Source organism: Bradyrhizobium mercantei, from assembly GCF_001982635.1.
Taxonomy (GTDB): domain Bacteria; phylum Pseudomonadota; class Alphaproteobacteria; order Rhizobiales; family Xanthobacteraceae; genus Bradyrhizobium; species Bradyrhizobium mercantei.
The window spans coordinates 529,450-549,369 of record NZ_MKFI01000005.1 but is presented as its reverse complement, the minus strand read 5'-3'; the positions used below and the strand labels follow the sequence as shown (position 1 = coordinate 549,369).

The 19,920-nt window shown below is 65.3% G+C and carries 18 protein-coding genes; 7 read left to right on the top strand and 11 right to left on the bottom strand.

The window, feature by feature from the left end:
- Nucleotides 1–681: a DUF1345 domain-containing protein gene (locus BI327_RS25210; RefSeq protein WP_076863970.1), complete on the top strand. Its 681-nt coding sequence runs from the start codon at nucleotides 1–3 to the stop codon at nucleotides 679–681.
- Nucleotides 682–855: 174 nt separating this feature from the next.
- Here BI327_RS25210 and BI327_RS25205 read toward each other — a convergent pair whose 3' ends face one another.
- On the bottom strand, nucleotides 856–2,757 hold the full coding sequence (locus BI327_RS25205) for a caspase family protein (protein ID WP_076863969.1): 1,902 nt from the start codon (nucleotides 2,755–2,757) through the stop codon (nucleotides 856–858).
- Nucleotides 2,758–2,961: 204 nt separating this feature from the next.
- Here BI327_RS25205 and BI327_RS25200 point away from each other — a divergent pair, with 204 nt between their 5' ends.
- Entirely contained in the window at nucleotides 2,962–3,378 is a 417-nt protein-coding gene (locus BI327_RS25200; protein ID WP_245334925.1) for a hypothetical protein, read from the top strand.
- 20 nt (nucleotides 3,379–3,398) lie between these two features.
- Here BI327_RS25200 and BI327_RS25195 read toward each other — a convergent pair whose 3' ends face one another.
- Nucleotides 3,399–3,833 (bottom strand): GFA family protein, encoded by a 435-nt coding sequence (locus BI327_RS25195; protein ID WP_076864278.1) that lies wholly within the window; start codon nucleotides 3,831–3,833, stop codon nucleotides 3,399–3,401.
- A gap of 97 nt (nucleotides 3,834–3,930) precedes the next feature.
- On the opposite strand from BI327_RS25195, the gene BI327_RS25190 reads away from it, so the two are divergent.
- Complete coding sequence (locus BI327_RS25190) at nucleotides 3,931–4,305, top strand: nuclear transport factor 2 family protein (protein ID WP_076863968.1); 375 nt, start codon at nucleotides 3,931–3,933, stop codon at nucleotides 4,303–4,305.
- 110 nt (nucleotides 4,306–4,415) lie between these two features.
- The gene (locus BI327_RS25185; RefSeq protein WP_076863967.1) at nucleotides 4,416–6,023 is read left to right on the top strand and encodes a Na+/H+ antiporter; all 1,608 of its coding nucleotides are present in this window, start codon (nucleotides 4,416–4,418) and stop codon (nucleotides 6,021–6,023) included.
- A gap of 62 nt (nucleotides 6,024–6,085) precedes the next feature.
- Here the strand turns inward: BI327_RS25185 and BI327_RS25180 are convergent, their stop codons facing one another.
- The 7 genes from BI327_RS25180 to ispG all read right to left on the bottom strand — a co-directional run bounded on the left by BI327_RS25180 (nucleotide 6,086) and on the right by ispG (nucleotide 14,997).
- Nucleotides 6,086–7,426, bottom strand: a complete 1,341-nt coding sequence (locus BI327_RS25180) for a Rieske 2Fe-2S domain-containing protein (protein ID WP_076863966.1) — start codon at nucleotides 7,424–7,426, stop codon at nucleotides 6,086–6,088.
- Nucleotides 7,427–7,521: 95 nt separating this feature from the next.
- A complete protein-coding gene (locus BI327_RS25175; protein WP_076863965.1) occupies nucleotides 7,522–8,121 on the bottom strand; it encodes a DsrE family protein in 600 nt (199 codons plus the stop codon).
- Nucleotides 8,122–8,159: 38 nt separating this feature from the next.
- Complete coding sequence (locus tag BI327_RS25170) at nucleotides 8,160–8,783, bottom strand: hypothetical protein (protein ID WP_076863964.1); 624 nt, start codon at nucleotides 8,781–8,783, stop codon at nucleotides 8,160–8,162.
- Nucleotides 8,780–9,826 carry a TAXI family TRAP transporter solute-binding subunit gene (locus BI327_RS25165; protein WP_083742219.1) on the bottom strand — a complete coding sequence of 349 codons (1,047 nt, stop codon included), beginning with the start codon at nucleotides 9,824–9,826 and terminating at the stop codon, nucleotides 8,780–8,782. The genes BI327_RS25170 and BI327_RS25165 overlap by 4 nt, the downstream gene beginning before the upstream one ends.
- Nucleotides 9,827–9,881: 55 nt before the next feature.
- Nucleotides 9,882–12,329, bottom strand: coding sequence for a hypothetical protein (locus BI327_RS25160; RefSeq protein WP_143271690.1), 2,448 nt, complete (start codon nucleotides 12,327–12,329; stop codon nucleotides 9,882–9,884).
- 234 nt (nucleotides 12,330–12,563) lie between these two features.
- On the bottom strand, nucleotides 12,564–13,457 hold the full coding sequence (locus tag BI327_RS25155; protein WP_076863962.1) for a TauD/TfdA dioxygenase family protein: 894 nt from the start codon (nucleotides 13,455–13,457) through the stop codon (nucleotides 12,564–12,566).
- Nucleotides 13,458–13,707: 250 nt separating this feature from the next.
- Nucleotides 13,708–14,997 carry a flavodoxin-dependent (E)-4-hydroxy-3-methylbut-2-enyl-diphosphate synthase gene (gene ispG, locus BI327_RS25150; RefSeq protein WP_076863961.1) on the bottom strand — a complete coding sequence of 430 codons (1,290 nt, stop codon included), beginning with the start codon at nucleotides 14,995–14,997 and terminating at the stop codon, nucleotides 13,708–13,710.
- Between the two features lie 260 nt (nucleotides 14,998–15,257).
- On the opposite strand from ispG, the gene BI327_RS25145 reads away from it, so the two are divergent.
- Nucleotides 15,258–16,133: a sulfurtransferase gene (locus BI327_RS25145; RefSeq protein ID WP_076863960.1), complete on the top strand. Its 876-nt coding sequence runs from the start codon at nucleotides 15,258–15,260 to the stop codon at nucleotides 16,131–16,133.
- Nucleotides 16,134–16,491: 358 nt separating this feature from the next.
- Here BI327_RS25145 and BI327_RS25140 read toward each other — a convergent pair whose 3' ends face one another.
- The gene (locus BI327_RS25140; protein WP_076863959.1) at nucleotides 16,492–17,448 is read right to left on the bottom strand and encodes a DMT family transporter; all 957 of its coding nucleotides are present in this window, start codon (nucleotides 17,446–17,448) and stop codon (nucleotides 16,492–16,494) included.
- Between the two features lie 170 nt (nucleotides 17,449–17,618).
- A complete protein-coding gene (locus BI327_RS25135) occupies nucleotides 17,619–18,104 on the bottom strand; it encodes a Fur family transcriptional regulator (RefSeq protein ID WP_028338147.1) in 486 nt (161 codons plus the stop codon).
- A 165-nt stretch (nucleotides 18,105–18,269) separates the two neighbouring features.
- Between BI327_RS25135 and BI327_RS25130 the strand changes: the two genes are divergently transcribed.
- Both BI327_RS25130 and BI327_RS25125 read left to right on the top strand, forming a co-directional pair.
- Nucleotides 18,270–18,749 (top strand): MarR family winged helix-turn-helix transcriptional regulator, encoded by a 480-nt coding sequence (locus BI327_RS25130; RefSeq protein ID WP_076863958.1) that lies wholly within the window; start codon nucleotides 18,270–18,272, stop codon nucleotides 18,747–18,749.
- A complete protein-coding gene (locus tag BI327_RS25125; RefSeq protein ID WP_076863957.1) occupies nucleotides 18,742–19,917 on the top strand; it encodes an HlyD family secretion protein in 1,176 nt (391 codons plus the stop codon). Before BI327_RS25130 ends, BI327_RS25125 begins: the two co-directional genes overlap by 8 nt.
- Nucleotides 19,918–19,920: the final 3 nt, after the last annotated feature.

Below are 19,920 nucleotides of genomic sequence, written 5' to 3'. Positions count from 1 at the left end.
ATGAACAAGGAGCTCGACGATCGCCTTGTTCGTTTCCGCAAGCTGCCCGTGCCGGTCCGCGTCGTGGTGGGCCGGCCGCGCACCTTCGTCTCGATCGCGGTCGGCATCGCAATTGCGCTGCTGATCCCCGGCGCGACGCGCGTCGTCACCCGCCTGCTCGCCGGCTGGGACGCCTTCGCCGCGCTCTATCTCGTGCTTGCCTATGTGATGATGCTGCGCTGTGGCGTCGCCCACATCAGGCGCAGCGCCATGCTGCAGGACGATGGCCGTTTCCTGATCCTGCTGCTGACGGCGTTCGGCGCGCTGGCAAGCCTGCTCGCCATCGTGTTCGAACTCGGTGCCTCCAAGGGCAGCCCGGCCGGACTGGCGGTGGCGATCGTCACCATCACGCTGTCATGGACGATGGTCCACACCGCGTTCGCGCTGCACTACGCCCACGAATTCTACCGCGGCAAGACGCCCGGCGGATTGCAGTTCCCGAGCGGCGACGCGCATGCCGACGCCGATTACTGGGACTTCGTCTATTTCTCGTTCGTGATCGGCATGACCGCGCAGGTCTCCGACGTCGGGATCACCGACAAGATCATCCGCCGCACCGCGACCGTGCACGGCATCATCTCGTTCGTGTTCAACACCGCGCTGCTGGCGCTGATGGTGAACATCGCCGCGAGCGCGATCTAGCAACGCAATTTCAATCGCTGTCCCATGGGCTCGTCATGCCCGGGCTCGTCCCGGGCATCCACGTCTTACGTTCCACTGGTTGGGAAGACGTGGATGGCCGGGACAAGCCCGGCCATGACCGTGCGGGCACATCAGCCCCAGCAAGATCGTCGAGGCACCTGCACCTCCCTGACGCTAATTGCAGGCCTCGACGTTGCCGACGCCCATACCGGGACCGCCGCCGCCGCGGTACTCGATATGGCAACCACGCCTGACCGGACGGCACGCATAATTATCGCAAACGATCTGACCGCTGCCGCCGCCCTCGGCCCTCGCACGGCCCTGCGGGCGCGGAATGGCCGCTGACGGAGCCTGCGGTTCGCGCGGTTCGCGCTGGAAGGCGCGTTCGCGCTCACGGCGCGACGGCCGCTCGTCGCTGTCGCGCTTGGCAACCGGCTTCCGCTCGCGCCGCTTCTCGCATTCATTGTCGTCGTTGAGGAACGAGCCTTCGGCGCAGACGATCCTGGTGCAGCGATCGCCGTCAGCCTTGTAGCCGCGCTCGCAGACCAGCGGGCAGACGCGGGACTGCTTCAGCTTGACGGCATCGAGCGTGTCGACGCTCACAGCCTTGATGTCGAGCTTGGTGCCGGCATAGCGGTTGAACAGCGTCAGCGAGCGCTGCGAGGCTGCGTTCCAGTCGCCGTCGACGGCACCGGTCAGGCAGCCGACACGGCGCAATTCGGTCTGCACCGATTTGACGACATCGGCCTCGGGCGACCCGGTGGCGAGCGCGGCCACGGTCGTGGTCTTCTCAGGTGTCGCCGGCGGAGCTTGCGTTGCGACGGCGGCTGGCGCCGCCGCCTGATCGGTCGCCGCCTTGCCCGCTGCGGCACGATCGGCGAGTGCGGCGTCCGCCTGCCGCTTCTGCTCGGCCGCCGCGGCCTGTTCCTGTGCGACCTGCTTGGCCTTTTCCGCGGCAAGGCGCGCCGCTTCGGCGGCCTTGGCGTCGGCCTCCGCCTTGGCCTGCTGCGCCTTCTGCGCGCCCTCGGCGGCGAGCCTTGCGCGCTCCTGCTCGGCCAGACGCGCCTTCTCGGTGGCGGCGACGCGCGCATCCTCGGCCGTGAACTTCTCGAGCTGCAACCTGGCGAGGTTGGCGTAATAACCGCTCGGATATTGGGCCAGGAAGGCGTTCATCGCGCTCTTGTTGCCGATCTGCAGCGCCAGCTCGTAGTCGCGGCGAGCCTCCGACTGCGGCGTCGGTGCCGGCGCGGCCGGCGCGGCGGCAGCGGCGGGCGGCGCCGGCTTGACCGGTGCCGGCACCAGCGGCACGTCCTCGCCGCCGAGCGAGCCATAGACGAACGGCTCCTGGCGGTTGTTGGTGGTCTTCAGCACCTCGTCGCGGACATAGCCGAAGGCGCGGCGGACATCGAGGCCGGGCGTCGGCAGAAACTTCGACAGCGCGATCGTGAACGGGCTGTTCTTGCCGTCGCCGTCAGCCGCGGTAGACCCGGCCTTTGCCGAATAGGCGATCAGCACATTCGGACTGGTCGGTTCGACCTTGGCGAGGCCCTGCCCGATCGCGCGGGTCGCCAGCGTCCGCTTCATGGTCTTGGCGAACGGGTTGTCGCGGCAGGCATCGAGGATCACCAGCCGCAGCTTCCGCGCCGGCTCGATCGCGACCAGGATGCGGTCGAGCGAGAAGGCCTCGTCATAGACGTCGGTGTCGCGCTCCAGCCTGGCATCGACCGGGATCAGGTAATTGGCGCCGTCCACCTCGATGCCGTGGCCGGCGTAGTAGACCAGCGCGATATCGGCATCGCGGGCGAGGTCGGCGAATTCGCGCAGCGCGCGGCGGGTCTCGACCGCCGGCAGGTCCTTGCGGAAATCGACCACGTCGAAGCCCGCATTCTTCAGCGTCGTCGCCATCACCGAGGCATCGTTGACCGGATTCGCCAGCGGCGCGGTGTTCCTGTAGGCGGAATTGCCGAGCACCAGCGCCACGCGCTTCTCGGCAAGGGCCGGCTGGCAGACGATCAGCAGCAAGGCCGCGACGGCAAGCAGCAGTCGGTTCAGTTTCAAGAGCCCAGACCCGTTCATGGCGACACTCTGGCCGTTTTCTAGCATGCAGATCCGTCTACCGGAATTGTACGCGGAGCTTTGTGAGGCGTCTCACGATCCGCGCCGGTGTGGACCAGGCCATCCTGATTGTTAGTCGACGAACCGGACCGCCGGTTCGGATTTGGCCGGTCGGGAGATTTCGTGCACCATCGGAGGCAACGAGAACAAGACACGGAGGACGTCATGCAGGGCACCAGCGCACCGGTTCCATCCGCCCGATCCGGCACGGTCGGCGGCATGGTCCGAAACCTCTTCGTCCTCGCGCTGCTGGCCGGCTGCGCCGCGGGCTGCGGCCTGGTCGACGCCGTGTTCGACGGCTTCAAGCACGCCAAGGCCGTGGAGAACGACCTTTTCGCGATGGTCGGGGTCAAACCGGCGGTCGCGTTCAATTGGCACAATGGCCGGCTCACGTCGGTGACCGTCACCTTTCCGAACCTGCTGCAGGACAAGCCGCTGCAGCAACTTGCCGACGCCGCGCGCACCGCGGTCGGCAAGGAGTTCAAGCAGCGCGCCGACGACGTCGTGCTCGCCTTCTCGCTGGGGCCGTCCGAGACGTCGGCGGCACAAGCGGACCAGGCTCAGGGCAAGAACCTGCCTTGAGCGGATTTATTCCCCGCCATTTATTCCCCGTCTTGCGTCACATGCTCCTGATATTGCGGCAGGTCGTCCGATATCGCGTACCACGGCGCCTTGGAGCCGACGAAGATATGCGCGGTCGGCCGGATCGAAGGCGCGTCGCGCAACGTCCCCATCGTGACATGGACATAGGCGCCGTTGCGGACCCGCGAATACAGCAGCGACCCGCAGCGGCCGCAATGCGCGTCATGGGTCGTCTCATCGCCGTAGATCAGGAGACCGTCGGCGCCGCTGGTGACGGTGAATTTTTCGCGCACGATCCCGGCGAACGGCTTGAACGCCGATCCGGTGGTGCGCCGGCAATTCGAACAGTGACAATTCAGCGCATAGGCAAACGCATCGGCCACCTCGTAGCGCACGTCGCGGCAGAAGCATTCGCCGGTCAGGATGGTTTCATTCGATTTTGCAGATGCGGTCACAACGTGCTCCTCACGCGGAATTTTGCAGCCGGCCATGGCGTAACGCGGCAGTTCGTGGCTAAGCTCTAGCAGTCAAATCCTGCCGGGAGGACCACCAATGAGCCAAGATCGATCCACCGTCGAAAGCGTCGTGCAAACCTATTTCGACGGCCTCTACGAGAGCAATGCCGACAAGCTCGCCGAGGCGTTTCATCCGAGCGCCGATTTGCGCTGGGTCGAGAAGGGCGAACTGAAGGTCCTGACCGTGCCGGACTGGCTCGCGCTGGTGCGCAAGCGCACCTCGGCGAAGGCCGATGGCAAGCCGCGCGAGGATTTCATCGTCACCATCGACCGCTCCGACGACAACACCGCCTTCATCAAAGTGCGCTGCCAGCTGCCGCCGCGCTATTTCACCGACTATCTTGTCGCCATGAAGCTCGCCGATGGCTGGCAGATCGTCTCGAAGTCGTACCGCTACGACCTCAGGGACTGACCGGCGGGACCTGCCGGCCCCACGACGGCTTTATGACATCATGCTCGCGCGGTCCGGCTCCGGCTGGACCGCATTGACTGGCGCTGGTTTCCGGGCGAATTGAGCCCGTTATGGAAGCCAAATTTCAGATCTTTCTCACTTTGCTCGGCGTGCTGGCCGGAACCGCGCTGGTGGCGCGGCGGACCGATATCGCGCCGGCGATCCTGTTGCTGCTGGTCGGCGTCGTGCTCGCCTTCGTGCCGGGCATGCCGTCGCTGGAACTGCCGCCGGAGCTCGTGCTGCTGGTGGTGCTGCCGCCGCTGATCTATTCGGCGAGCGTTGCGATGAGCTGGCGCGAGTTCAAGGCCAATTTGCGGCCGATCATCCTGCTGTCGGTCGGCTGCGTGATCTTCACCGCCTTCATGGTCGCGGCCGCCACCCACTATCTGATCGGCCTGCCCTGGAGCACAGGCTTCCTGTTAGGGGCGATCGTCGCGCCGCCCGACGTGGTCGCGCCGCTCGCGATCGCGCGCAAGCTCGGCATGCCCCGCCGCATCCTGGTGATCCTCGAGGGCGAAGGGCTCGCCAACGACGCGACCGCGCTGATCCTCTACCGCTTCGCGCTGGCGGCGATCACCACCGGCCTGTTCTCGCTGCCGAAGGCAACCGGCACGTTCTTCATCATCGTCGCCGGCGAGATCGCGTTCGGCACCGTGGTCGGCTGGCTCAGCCTGCGCGCCCGCCGCAGAGCCCGCGATCCGCAGGTCGAGATCACGCTGTCGCTGATCACGCCCTACCTCGCCTACTGGATTCCCGAGCATTTCGGCGGCAGCGGCGTGATCGCGACCGTTGCCTGCGGGCTCTATATGAGCTGGAACGGGCCGCTCCTGATCTCGGCCGCGACCCGCCTGCAGGGCATCTTTTTCTGGGACTTGATCATCTATCTGATCGAGGGCCTGCTGTTCCTGTTGACCGGGTTCCAGATGCGCTCGCTGTACGAGAAGTCGAAGGCGTTTCCGCTGCACGACATCCTGACTGCGACCGTGCTGGTCGCGGTCATCGTGATCGTGGCGCGGTTCCTCTGGGTGTTTCCCGGCACCTATCTGCCGCGCTGGATCAGCAGGAAGGTGCGCGACCGCGATCCGCTGCCGTCGTGGCGAGCGGTGTTCGTGGTGGCCTTCACCGGCGTGCGCGGCGCGGTCTCGCTCGCCGCAGCACTGGCGCTGCCGCTGACGCTGCCAAGCGGCGACGCCTTCCCGTATCGCGACCTGATCCTGTTCGTCGCCTTCGGCGTGATCTTCGTGACCCTGGTCGGGCTCGGCCTCACTTTGCCACCGGTGGTGCGCTGGCTCGGCCTCGCCAAGGACGGCCGCAGCGAGCATATCGCCGAGCACGAGCAGGAAATCACGGCGCGGCGCGAGGCGCTGAACGCGGCGCTGAAATCGCTCGACGCCATCACCGACGACCGCGAGCTGTCCGACGAGGTGGTCAAGCTGTTGCGCTCGCGGCACGAGATCCGCATCAACCAGCTGCCCGACGTGCTCGACCCCGACAAGCACGACGTCTCCGCCACCGGCACCGAGCTGACGCGCGAGCTGATCTCTTCCGAGCGCAAATTCATCCATATGCTGCTGCGCGACGGCAAGATCACCGACGAGACCAGGCGCCGCATCGAGCGCGACCTGGATCTAGAGGAAGCGAGCCTCTCCAATCGCGAGTATCGGAGGATTCCGCTTTAGCGCGCGGTGTCCCTTCACACACCTGTCATCGCCCGGCTCGAAGCAGGGACGACGCCGGCGAGCTACTCCGCAGCCGCGTTCTGCCCGGGACCGCCGACGAAGCCCGCGGGATCGCCGAACCGTTCGATCATCACGGCGGTGAGGTCCTTCGCCTTGCTGGTGACGCAGGCGCCGGAGCGCACGGTGTAGCGATCCTGGTGCGCGACATGCGGCGGCGCCTCGCCGTTTTGCAGCGCGCGGGCCGCCTCCATCACGAGCTTGCGGAAATGCATGATGCCGAGATCGGTCGGGCCGAGATGCTCGCGGGTGCGATCGGCGATCGGACCCTGGCTGTCCTGCACCGCGGCGTCCTGCTCGGAGACACCCTTGATGCCGGTGTAGCTCTTGGTCCGCTGCAGCTTGCGGTCGATCAGATAGTCGTTCGCCTTGTTGCGCAGCGGAACATAATTCTCGTCAACGACGGCCATCACGCCGTTGCCGTTGGCGTAACCGTCGCGCTCGGCGTCGGTCAGCGGCCGGTCGGGATTCCAGGCATAGGTGTAGATCCAGCAATTGGTGTCGGTGACCGGCACGAAGGTCTGGCCGAACATGTTCTCGCCCGGCATCGAGCTCGGCGCGTAAGAGTGGAACGGCATCAGGAACTGGGCGATGCGCCAATAAATGTTGTCGCTGCCGGTGAGCCGGCCGCCGGCCACCGTCAGCCCCGCCTCGTGCGGATTGATCTTGATCACCGGCCGCGGATCCTCGGCGATCCAGCGCATGTGATCGGTCGCCACCCGGGTCAGCGGGTTGACGAAATGCTTCTTGATGTCGAGGATCTCGTTCTCTTCCTTCTCGAAGGAGAGATGGGCGAAGGTGAAATGCGCGGTGTCGATCGAGCCTTCCACCGCCTGCACCCAGTTGCAGTCCTGCCATTTCTTGGTGACGAAGCGATGCGAGGCCGGCAGCAGCGCCATTTCCAGCGCCGGCAATTCGGGCACCGCCTCGGCCGGGCCCATATAGGCCCAGATCATGTCGCCCCATTCGCGCACCGGATAGGACTTGATGCGAATCAGGTCCTTGGCGTTGAGGTCGGGATAGGACGTCGGCATGTCGACGCAGCGGCCGTCGGTGTCGAACTTCCAGCCGTGATAGACGCAGCGGATGCCGCATTCCTCGTTGCGGCCGAGCCAGAGATTGGCGCCGCGATGCGGACAGTATTGATCGATGATTCCGACCACGCCCCTGGTGTCGCGGAAGGCGAGCAGCTCCTCGCCCATCACGACGATCTTCTTCGGATCGCTGTCCGGCTCCGGCAATTCCTCCGACAGCAGCACCGGAATCCAGAACCGGCGCAGCAACTCGCCCATCCCTGTTCCTGATCCCGCTTCAGTGAGGAATTTGTTGTCTTCGGCACGAAGCATGGCGTTTCTCCGGGAGTTGTTTTTGATTTTCCCGGAGATTGACGGAGCGGGTACGGCACGTCAATGCGATTGCCGGCGCGAGCGGGCCCTCCAGCTCACGGCTTCACGTAAGCCCACCCCTTCTCCTGCAGTTCCATCACGCGCACGACGCCGGACTTTACGACTTCCGCCTGCTTGATGATCGGGATCGACTTGTTCTCGGCCTTCTGCATCTTCTCCTGGGTGTTGCCGCAGGCCTTGAACGAGACCTCGGGCGTGCTGAGGGCCATTTCCTCGATGCGCGCCTTCACCGGCGACGTGTCCTCGCGCAGCATGTTCAGGCCCGGGCCGAACGTCACCACCTCGATCTTCACCTTTTCGCCGAGACCCTTGTAATATTCGGTCACGTTGGTTGCGTTGTTGAGCGTGAGATTCATGGCGGCAGGWTCGTTGCTGTTCACCTGCAGGACCAGACGATGCTCCTTGCCTTTCGGCGGCGCCGGATCGGGCATGCGCGCATATGCGGCGCGCTTGTGCTTTTCGGCCTTGGCTCGCGGCTTTTCGGATTTCCGAACGTCGCTCGACGGGTACGTTGCGGCCTGCACGCCCGGCACCCAATATTTGCCGCCTTGCTGGGCCGCCGCCAATGACGTGGAAACCAGCACAGCGGCGGCACTCACCGCAACGAATTTCATGGCAGTTTCAAAACTGAACATCGGGTATCTCCATCTCGAGAAATCGGCGAACACACTTTTCAATTGCCCGGCCTTGCGACGGCGAGCGGCCATTTGCAGATCGTGGCCATCCTCGCGCGCATCGCGTCCACCCCCGCGAGCGAGAACGTTGCGTCATGGGCAGCCCCGGCACCGCGTGAGAGGTGGACAGCAAGGACCGCTTTATCGGGAAGCGATTGCACCAGGCGAACGACATCGCCGGCGACGGCGACGCCGGAACCAAGCGCCGACGCAGTGGCCGCGACCTGCACCGGCTGACCGTCATTGATGCGGTAGGAAATCGCATAGCCGTCGCTCCAGCCCGAGATCGCGGCCCCCGCGAACGACAATTCGGTCCGCCCGCCGCGACACCGGATCGACAGCTTCATGGACGCATCGGCTGAATCGGATGTCGTCGCAGTCGCGATCGGTGAATAATCGACGGGAGACGTCGTCTCGCTGATCGTCCAGTTGTCGGCTCGCGACGCTTCGCGGCGGGCCGGCGCGGCGGCGTGCGACAGCTTGTCGAGGCACTCCAGACGCGCGTCACGTCCGAGCTGGGAGCAGGCGCGAAGCTGCGCCATGGGATCTTCCGTCCCCTGCGCCAGGGCAACGCCGTTCATGACAGCGGCCACAGCAAGCAGCGGGGCGGCGAGCCTGGTCATTGCGATGCCCGTGCCGTGGTCGACTGATGATCGAGCCACGCCTGGGCGGCAGGAAAGCGCGTGAGACCGGGCACCGTCGCGCCGAGATTGATCGATTTCCACTTCGGGTCGAAGCCCGGGCCCTGAAGTTTGTCGATGCGCGAGAACAGATGTTCGACGAAACGTTCAACGCGCTGGAAGCGGTTGGTGTTGGCCGGCCAATTGAAGGCAACCAGCGCGGTCGGCACGGCGATCGTGGTCACGCGATCACCCTGCTTGATCAGATTCGGGTAATCGGCGGCATCGAGAGTTGCCGGCAGATAATAGTCCTCGAACTTGCTGTCGTACGGAACCGGCAGGAACTTGAAGCCGGATTCAAACCGGCCTTTCACAAAGGCATCGACCGGCTTCGAGGTAATGAAGACGACCGCCGCCATTTCGCCCTTCCGCATCTGCTCGAGCGCGACCTGGTGCGGAATGAACGTCTTCTCGACCTCGATGCCGAGCCGGCTGAAGATCAGCGGACCCGAATAGGCTGCGGCCGTACCCTGGTTGTTGAAGTTCACCTTCTTGCCCGCGAGGTCGCTCAGGCTCTTGATTTCCGGCCGAACGAAGATGTGCAGCTCGGAGGGAAACAGATTCAGGACATAGGCGATCCGCCGCTGAATGTCCGGCACCTGGCTCTTGTATTCCTCGAGTGCGTCGGAATTGATGATCGCCGCGTCGATGCCGCGCAAATACAGCAGCGAGTTCAGATTCTCCACGGCTCCTCGTGTCACCACCGGCAGAACGTGCAGATTGTCGCCGTCATCGACCACGCGGGCCATCTCCGCGGCTAGGCGGATCGGCGCGCCCTCGAGCAGGCCGCCGGCGAGGCCCACGGTCCAGGCATTCATGGTCAGAACTTCAGGCCTGGGCTGTGGCTGCTCGGCCCGGACCAGGCGAGCCTTGTGAGGCGGGCCTTGTTGCGGCCGCGCATCCGACGGCGGCGGCTGCGGCACCAGGAACAGCGACACCAGGGTCGCAAGCAGGAACAGCGAGCGCAATCCGGCAGACCGTTTCATCGTCCAGCTCCTTTGCACGACATCCCATCAGCGCGTTGGTCCTTTGCGGCAAGGATCAACGCAGCGCCTCGAATCGCGCCTTCGCCTCCTTGACTCCACCGGCCTCCGCCTTGGCGTAGAGATCGCGTGCCTTGGCCGCATCGCCACGCGTGCCATACGTTCCCCAGCTCGAGAGGGTGAGCGGATCGTAGGTTTCCGCGAGCGCGAAGCTTGCCTGGGCGCTGCCGGTCTCGGCGACGCGCTCCAGCACAATCCGCGCACCACCGATGTCTCCCTGCTCCAGCAGCAGGCGCGCCCGCGCCAGCAGGCGCGCCTCTTGCGCCGCGTCGTCAGGAAGGGTCTGGACATTGCCCGCAGGTCGCGGCGCTGCGGCCCGATCATCGATTGGCGTCGCCGCCGCGGCCGCCGGCTCCTCCGGCATGGACCGGCCGGCGTTGCCGGTGGTGGCCACGCGAGAGGCGACGGGCGGCACTTTCGCGGCGAACGCGGCGATGTCGCGGCGCGCCGATGCAAGATCCCGCTCCAATTGCTCGGCCTTGCCACGCTCCCGTTGTAGCTGGCTGCGCTGCTCAGCCGCAGCCTGTTCCGCGGCTTTCTTCAACCCGGCGGCCTGCGCGTTGGCTTCGGTTACCCGCGCGGCCTGCGCATCAAGCTCGCGGCTCTTTGTCGTGAGATCGCGAGCCAGCTGTTCAGCCCGCTGCTGCTCGCGCTGGAGTGATTGCCGCAACTCGGCGGCATCTTTTGACTCCGCCTGCTTGCGCTGTGCTGCTTCGTCGCTGGCTTTGGCCGCCTGAGCCTCGTATGCGTAGATCTTGCTGCGTGCCGTCGAGAGATCCTGCGCCAGTACATCGGCCTTCTCGCGTTCCTTCTGCATCGATCGGCGCAGTTCCGCAGCGCCGGCCTCCGCTGCCAGCTTTGCCTTGGCCAATTCGTCGGTCGCCTTGACCGCTTGCGCTGATTGCGCTTCCACGTCCCGGCGAGCCGCCGCGAGATCCAGCTCCAACCGCCCCGCGCGCTCATGCTCCTGCGCCAGCGACTTCTGCAGGTCCGCGCCGCCGCTTTGCGAGACCTGCTTCAGCTTCGCCGCTTCATCGCTCGCCTTGGCCGCCAACGCGGATTGCGTTTCCACATCGCGACGCGCTGCCGCGAGATCCAGCTCCAACCGCCCCGCGCGCTCATGCTCCTGCGCCAGCGACTTCTGCAGGTCCGCGCCGCCGCTTTGCGAGACCTGCTTCAGCTTCGCCGCTTCATCGCTCGCCTTGGCCGCCAACGCGGATTGCGTTTCCACATCGCGACGCGCTGCCGCAAGGTCCTTCTCCAATTTCGCGGCCCGTTCGTGCTCCTGATCCAGCGACTTCTGCAGGCCCGCCGCACCGCTTTGCGAGGCCTGCTTCAGCTTCGCCGCTTCATCGCTTGCCTTGGCCGCCAACGCGGTTTGCGTTTCCACGTCGCGACGCGCCGCTGCCAGATCCTTCTCCAGCTTCGCGGCCCGTTCGTCCTCCTGATCSAGCGACTTCTGCAGGCCCGCCGCRCCGCTTTGCGAGGCCTGCWTCAGCTTCGCCGATTCATCGYTCGCCTTGRCCACCAGCGCGGTTTGCGTTTCCACATCGCGGCGGGCCGCCGCGAGCTCCTTCTCCAGTTTCGCGGCCCGCTCGTGCTCCTGATCCAGCGACTTCTGCAGGCCCGCCGCGCCGCTTTGCGAGGCCTGCTTCAGCTTCGCCGATTCATCGTTCGCCTTGRCCRCCAGCGCGGTTTGCGTTTCCACATCGCGRCGSGCYGCCGCRAGSTCCTTCTCCAGTTTCGCGGCCCGCTCGTGCTCCTGATCCAGCGACTTCTGCAGGCCGGCCGCGCCGCTTTGCGAGGCCTGCTTCAGCTTCGCCGATTCATCGTTCGCCTTGGCCGCCAGCGCTGATTGTGTTTCCGCGTCGCGACGCGCCGCCGCAAGGTCCTTCTCCAGTTTCGCGGCCCGCTCGTGCTCCTGATCCAGCGACTTCTGCAAGTCCGCCGCGCCGCCTTGCGGGGCCTGCTTCAGCTTCGCGATCTCGTCGTTTGCCTCGACCAGCAGCCCGGCCACCGTTTCCACGTCGCGACGCGCCGCCACGAAGTCCTGCTCCAGCCGCGCGGCCCGCTCGTGCTCCTGCTCCAGCGACTTCTGCAGGCCCGCGCCGCCGCCTTGCGTCGCGTCCTTCAGCGATTTTCTCAGTTTTTCGGCTTCGCTCTGCAGGGCATTCTCGACCTGAACCGACTGCTCGCGCTCCTTGGTCAGCAAGCCCAGCAGCCGTTGGATATCCCGCCGCGCGGTGGCGAGCTCGCGGGCGAGCGCGTCCGCGCTTTGCCCTTGCTCTTTGGCTGGACCGGAATCACCCGCACGGTTGGTCGTTGCTTGTGCCGGTTGCGGGGAATTGTTGGACTGCGCGTACGCTTCGTCGCCGGTACCCGGCACGTTCGCAAGACACATCGCCACAAGGGTTGCTGCGAACCATAGCGAAGTCGCCGGACGCATCGTCCTCGGAGCACATGGCACTTGATCGGATTTGACGCGCAAGCCGGCACTCCGCGCGCCCAGTATCACCTGTCGCATGGTGATAACGCCCATTCTGATGCGGCATCATAGGGCGCAACGGCTCACGGATACTATGACCCGCAAGGATTACCCCTGTTATCCGCGTCAGTTGCGCGAGGCTGATGCATTAGGCTCAGTTGCGGTCGGCGCAGCAGCGCCATGCGGCCGCTGCGCTCACACCGGCCGCTCGCCCTTCACGGTGACGCGGGTGCCGGAGCGGGTGTGCGGCCAGTAATCCCACATCGCGCGGTGCTGGGCGCAGCGATTGTCCCAGAACGCGATCGCGTTCTCGGTCCAGCGGAAGCGACACTGGAACAGCGGGTTCTCGGCGTGCTGGTAGAGATAGGCCAGCATCGCGTCGCTCTCGTCGCGCGGGATGCCGACGAGGAAGCGGGTGAAGCCGCGATTGACGTAGAGCGACTTCTTGCCCGTCACCGGATGGGTGCGGACCACCGGATGCTCGGCGCGGGGGTACTCCCGCTTGTCGGCGACGCCGTAATTGGCGTAGAGCCCACGATAGGTCTGCTCGCCGTCATGCAGCGCGGTCAGCCCGTCGAGATAGGCCTTCATGCGGTCCGACAGCGCCTCATAGGCGGCGTACATGTTGGCGAACAGGGTGTCGCCGCCGCGCGGCGGACACTGCTTGATGTAGAGGATCGAGCCCATCGGCGGCTCGAGATCGCAGGACACGTCGGTGTGCCAGCCCTCGCCATTGGCGCGCGGGGAATCCTTGTCGGCGTAGATCTTCATCAGCGCCGGATCGCCCTCGTTCGGGGCTGCGGGATGCACGTGCAGCTCGCCGAACTTGCGGCCGAAGGCGAGATGCTGCTCGGGGCTGATGTGCTGGTCGCGGAAGAAGATGACGAGGTTTTCGGCGAGCGCGCGATGGATCTCGTCCATCTGGCGGTTGGAGCGTGCATCGTCGCCAACCAGCTTGCCGATATCGACCCCGGATATCTCCGCGCCGATGATCGGCGTCAGCTTCTCGACGCCGATGGTCTCATAGGGCTCGGCTTGGTCGGCGAGGTGGCGGTAGCGCGGACCCTGCTTGCCGGACAACGAGCTCATGGGCGTTCTCCCGATGGTTCTTCATTGGGAGCATGGTAGCGCGCGTCGATGGAAGCGCAATCCGCACGGCAAACATATCTGTCGTCCCGGACAAGCGCAGCGAAGCGAAGCGCAGATCCGGCCCCATAACCACAGGAGAGTGTGTTGCGAAGGCTCGTAACCCCCATCTCGCGCAATAACCACCGGCTGTGGTTATGGGTCCCTGCTTCGCAGGGACGACACCGAGTATGAGGGCACGAGCGGAGTGACGTTACTCCGCGGCGCCGGCCTGCTCCGGCAGCTTGGCGCCGCTGCCGTAACGCTGGTCGATATAGTCGATCACCAGCGCCTTGAAGTCGGCGGCGATGCCCGGACCGCGCAGGGTGCGGAACTTCTTGCCGTCGACGAAAACCGGCGCGGCCGGCGCTTCGCCGGTACCGGGCAGCGAGATGCCGATATTGGCGTGCTTGGATTCGCCGGGGCCGTTGACGATGCAGCCCATGACCGCGACGTTGAGCTGCTCGACGCCCGGATATTTGGTCTTCCAGGCCGGCATCTCGTCGCGGATGAAATCCTGGATCGAGCGCGCCAGCTCCTGGAACGTGGTCGAGGTGGTGCGGCCGCAGCCCGGGCAGGCCGCGACCAGCGGCACGAAGGTGCGGAAGCCCATGGTCTGCAGCAATTCCTGTGCAACCTGCACTTCCAGCGTACGATCGCCGCCGGGCTCCGGCGTCAGCGAGATCCGGATGGTGTCGCCGATGCCCTGCTGCAGGAGAATGCCGAGCGCGGCCGAGGAGGCCACGATGCCCTTCGAGCCCATGCCGGCCTCGGTGAGGCCGAGATGGATCGCGTAGTCCGAGCGGCGCACGACTTCCTGATAGACCGCGATCAGATCCTGCACGGCGGAGACCTTCGCCGACAGGATGATCTTGTTCTTGGGCATGCCGAGCTCCTGCGCGCGGGCCGCCGACAGCAGCGCCGACTGCACCATCGCTTCACGGGTCACCGCACGGGCATCGCGCGGATTCGGCGATGCCGTGTTCTCGTCCATCAGCTTGGTGAGCAGCTCCTGGTCGAGCGAGCCCCAATTGGCGCCGATGCGCACCGGCTTGTTGTTCTTGTTCGCGATCTCGATGATGTCGGCGAACTGGGTGTCGCGCTTGTTCTTGAAGCCGACATTGCCGGGATTGATGCGGTACTTGTCGAGCGCCTCGGCGCAGGCCGGATACTCGGCGAGCAGCTTGTGGCCGATATAGTGGAAGTCGCCGATCAAGGGCGTGGTGATGCCGCGCTTGCGCAGGCCGTCACGGATGTGCGGCACGGCGGCAGCGGCTTCCTCGCGATCGACGGTGATGCGTACCATCTCGGAACCGGCGCGGGAGAGCGCCGCAACCTGGGCGATGGTGCCATCGATGTCGGCGGTGTCGGTGTTGGTCATCGACTGCACGACGATCGGTGCGCCGCCGCCGACGGCAACGTTGCCGACCATGACCTGCGTGGTTTGGTGCCGCGGCGCGGGGCCGGCGACGTCGTCTTGCGGCAAAATCTCGGGCTTGTTCATGGCGTCTCGAATATCAGGTTTTGGTGACATTCACCAAGGGGGCGATGGGCCACGCGCAAGGCGGGCCAAACGGTCAGGTTTCGGTGTGAATTCAACAGCTTATGGCGCCGATTGGAGCCGAAAGCAAGCCATGCAGCGGCGTCCTGCATGCCTTGGCTATATTGGACCGAATTGGGGTGAATCAAAGGGCAAAGTGACAGCTTTTCATGTGATCTGGAGCATCTTAGCATCCACTTAAGATCATACCGGGAGGGCGCGAAATGGCCGACTATGGCGAGCTGATCACCACGGCGGAACTTGCCGAGATCCTGACCCGGCCCGAGCTGCGCCTGTTCGACTGCACCACCTATCTGGAGCCGGCCCCCGCCGGCAGCAACATTCCCTATGTTGTCGTCTCGGGCCGTCAGACGTTCGAGGCCGGCCATATCCCGGGCGCGAATTTCCTCGATCTGCAGGCCGAATTCTCCGATCCCCATACCAATCTGCGCTTCATGATGCCGCCGACAGCCCAGCTCGAGGCCGCGTTCGGCCGCCACGGCATCTCGGCGGGCAGCCGCGTGGTGCTCTATTCGATCGGCACTGCGATGTGGGCGACGCGGTTCTGGTGGATGCTGCGCTCGCTGGGTTTTGAGGGTGCCGCGGTGCTCGACGGCGGCATCGACAAGTGGACCGCCGAGGGACGCGACATCGAGACCGGGCTTGCCGGCGGCTATCCCCAGGCCGCGTTTCCGGCGCGGCCGAAGGCCGGCATGTTCGTCGGCAAGCATGACGTGCTCGCCGCGACCACGGAAAGCGACACCGTGATCGTCAACGCGCTCGGCCCGCAATTCTACAAGGGCCTCGAGCCGAGCCGCTACGGCAGGCCCGGCCGCATCCCCGGCAGCGTCAGCGTGCCGGCGGCAACCCTGATCGATCCCAAGGCCAAGACGTTCGTGCCGCTCGAGGAGGCCGAGGCAACCTTCGCCGCCCAGGGCATCACCAAGGACAAGCGCGTCGTCGCCTATTGCGGCGGCGGCATCTCCGCGACCATCGACCTGTTCCAGCTGCATCGGCTCGGCTACGACAACCTCACGCTCTATGACGGCTCGATGGGCGAATGGGCCAAGGATGCGGATCTGCCGATCGAAGTGGGGTAGTGGGAAGCGAAGGCTCTCTCCCGATGTCGTCACTGCGAAAGCAGGGACCCATACTCCGCGGCGGATATTGTGATCGGGACTCGTCGTTCCGCCATCATGCACCCATAACCATTCGTGGTTATGGGTCCCTGCTTTCGCAGGGACGACGATGAGGATGGTTCTCGATTCAAGATCTCAAACACGCGGCGTCATTACCCGCGAAAAGCGAAAGCGGGTGGATCCAGTATTCCAGAGACAGCAGAGCTTGAGCCGAGAGGCCGCGGCGTACTGGATCGCCCGGTCGAGCCGGGCGATGACAAGTAGGTAGGGACAAGATTCCCTCCACGCGTTGGCGAGTCAAACATCCGCGATCCCAGGATCACGCCGGCACGTTCGGGTCGGGCGTCACCTTCGGGTCGGGCTTGTTGACGAGATAGAGGCCCGCGATCACGAACAGCGCGGCGACGCCGAACACCGGGGTCAGCGTGTCGTGCATGATGAAATAGGCGGCGACGACGCCGAACAGCGGCGTGACGAAGGTGAAGGCCGAGAGCTTGCTCGCCGAATAGGTCTTCACCATCGCAAACCAGATCACAAACGTGCAGCCGACCACCCAGACCGCCTGGTAGGCGAGCAGCGAGATCGACAGCGCGCTCGGCACGTGCTCGATGCGCTCGCCCGCGATTGCTGCGGCAAGGCCGAGGATCGGAATCGAGATCGCGACCTGGTAGCCGAGCGCCTTTTCCGGCGCGGCCTTGCGCAGCTGCGTGCCCTTGGCGACCAGCGTGGTCGCCGCCCACAGCGCGCCGCCGCCGACCACCATGAGGTCGCCGAGCAGAACCTTGGCATCGACATTCGGCTGCGGCACGCCGATCGCGAGCGCGACGCCGGCGAAGCTCAGCGCCAGACCGCTCCACTGCACGCCGGAGAGACGCTCGCCGAGGAATTGATGCGAACCGAGCGCGACAAAGAACGGCGCGGTGTAGAGGAACACCGAGGCGCGCGACGCCGAGGTGAAGACCAGCCCGGTGAAGATCAGCACGAACTCGCAGCCGAACATCAGGCCGGCGATGATGCCGGGCACCAGCGTGCCGTCGCGCTCGAAGAATTTGACGCCGCGCAAATAGCCGACGATCAGCATCACCGGCAGCGCACCCGAGGAGCGGATCAGCGCCTGCAACATCGGCGGCACGTCGGGCAGCGCGAGCTTGACCGCGAGCTGGTTGAAGCCCCAGCTCACGCACAGCATCAGCATCAATGCGATGGCACCGGGCGGCAGCCCGTGGCCGACGCTGACGGGCCGCGTGACGCTGGCAGAGATGGCTTGGGTCGACATGTTTCCTCGCGGGCCGGCTTGCTGCCGTGTTGTTGTGGTTCAGTCTTGATCCAAGCCGTCATTGCGAGGAGCGAAGCGACGAAGCAATCCATGCCTCGGCAAGCGGGTCGATGGATTGCTTCGCTCCGCTCGCAATGACGGGAGAAGACTTCGGAATATCTTGGCGACAATCATTTCTGGCAATGCGCGCAGGTGCCGGCGATCTCGACCACCGAGAGCTTCGGGATGAACCCTGACGCCCGCGCCGCGGCGGTCAGGCTTTGCGCCACCGGCGCGGCGGGGATTTCGCCGACCGAGCCGCAATGGTCGCAGATCAGGAACGCCACCATCGAGGTCTCGTCATGGTCGTGGGCGCAGGCGAGGAAGGCGTTGCGGCTCTCGATGCGGTGCACGAGGCCGTTCTCCATCAGGAAGTCGAGCGCGCGGTAGACGGTAATCGGTGCCGGGCGGGGCATCGTCTTGGCCAGCTCGTCGATCACCTCATAGGCGCCGAGCGGGCGGTGGCTCGACAGCAGCGCCTGCAGCACCTGGCGCCGGATCGGCGTGAATTTCTGCCCACGGCGGGCACACACCTGCTCGGCATGCGCCATCGCGTCCGCGGCGCAGCGGCCGTGATCATGGTCGGGGGCAGGGAATGTCGGCTTGGCCAGGCTCATTGCCCCGATATGTAGCATTTTCGTGCCGGTTCCCATAGCCCGGCCGGACCCAGTCGCTCGTCGCCATGCAGCCATGTGCGCAATGCGGAGCAGCCCTCCGTTAACCCGGTGTGCAGAAATCATAAGCAAGCTTATTATAGCCCAAGCTTATGGAGGCAAAAGCTTATGCGCGGTTCCGTGGACACGGAGTTCATGTTTACGCTGGGCGAATTGTTCCGGCTGATCCGGGTCTATGCGGACAAGGAGGCCGCGCGCTACGGCATCACCCGCGCGCAATGGGCCGTGTTGTTCCGCATCGAGCGCAACGAAGGCATGAAGCAGACCGAGCTCGCCGAGCTGCTCGAGATGCAGCCGATCACGCTGACGCGGCTGATCGACAAGCTCTGCGACAATGGCTGGATCGAGCGCCGCAGCGACGAGAACGACCGCCGCGTCAACCGCCTTTATCTGAAGAAGGCCGCGCGCCCGCTGCTCGGGAAGCTCGCCGGCCTGCGCTCCGAACTCACCGCGACCGCGCTCGAAGGCATCAGCCCCACTGATGCGCATCGCCTGCTCACTCAACTGGAATCGATCAAGGAAAACGTTCGCAATGCCATCCAAAGCCCAGCCGGCGAGCCCTCCCGAAAGGAACAGCGCTATGGCTGAACCCGTCCTCAAGCTGGCTCCCGAGCAGAAGAGCAATCCGGACGTATCAGCGCCGGCGGGCAAGGCCAGCCGCGCGCCGCGCCGCCGCCTGATGGCGGGCCTGCGGCGCTATCGCCGCGTGCTGCTGCTCGTCGTGCTGCCGACCGTGGCTGCGATCGGCGGCATCGTGTTCTATCTCAATGGCGGCCGCTATGTCGGCACCGACGACGCCTATGTCGGCGCGCAGAAGGTGCTGATCACGCCGGAAATCTCCGGCAAGATCGACAAGATCGTCGTCAGGGAAGGCCAGCACGTCAGGAAGGGCGACGAACTGTTCGAGATCGATCCGGTGCCGTTCCGCCTCGCCGTCGCGCAGGCCAAGGCCGCGCTCGACCAGACCAGGACCACCTATGACAATCTGGTCGACAACATCAAGATCAACACCAGGATGCTGGAATTCGCCCAGCAGAGCATCGAGTTGAAGAAGCGCGACGTCGATCGCAAATCGACGCTCGCCAAGCAAAACTTCGGCTCGCAGCTCGATCTCGACAACGCGGCCAACGCGCAGGTGACCGCCGAGAGCCTGGCGCAATACATCAAGCAGCAGATCTCCAAGGACAAGACGCAGCTGCTGGGCGATGTCGAGCTGCCGATCGAGAAATTCCCGCCCTATGCCCAGGCCCAGGCCAAGCTCGACGACGCGCAGCGCAATCTCGACCACACCGTGCTGCGGGCGCCGATGGACGGCGTCGCGACCCAGGTCGACCAGATCCAGCTCGGCCGCTTCGTCACCGCCGGCGCGCCGGTGTTCTCGGTGATCGACGTCGACCATCCCTGGGTCGACGCCAATCCGAAGGAGAGCGACTTTACTTACGTCGCGGTCGGCCAACCGGTGACGCTCGACGTCGACGCGTTCCCGAACCACGAATTCAAGGGCAAGATCGGCTCGCTGTCGCCGGGCACCGGCGCACAGTTCGCGATCCTGCCGCCGCAGAACGCCACCGGCAATTTCGTCAAGGTGGTGCAGCGCGTGCCGGTGCGGATCTATTTCGACGAGAACGATCCGTTCGTGAAGAAGCTGAAAGCCGGCATGAGCGTCTACGCGACGATCGACACCAACCACCGCCGCACGCTGGCCGGCCTGCTCGGGCTGGGCGCGGCCTCGGCGCACCCGGACCATCAGGACTAAGAC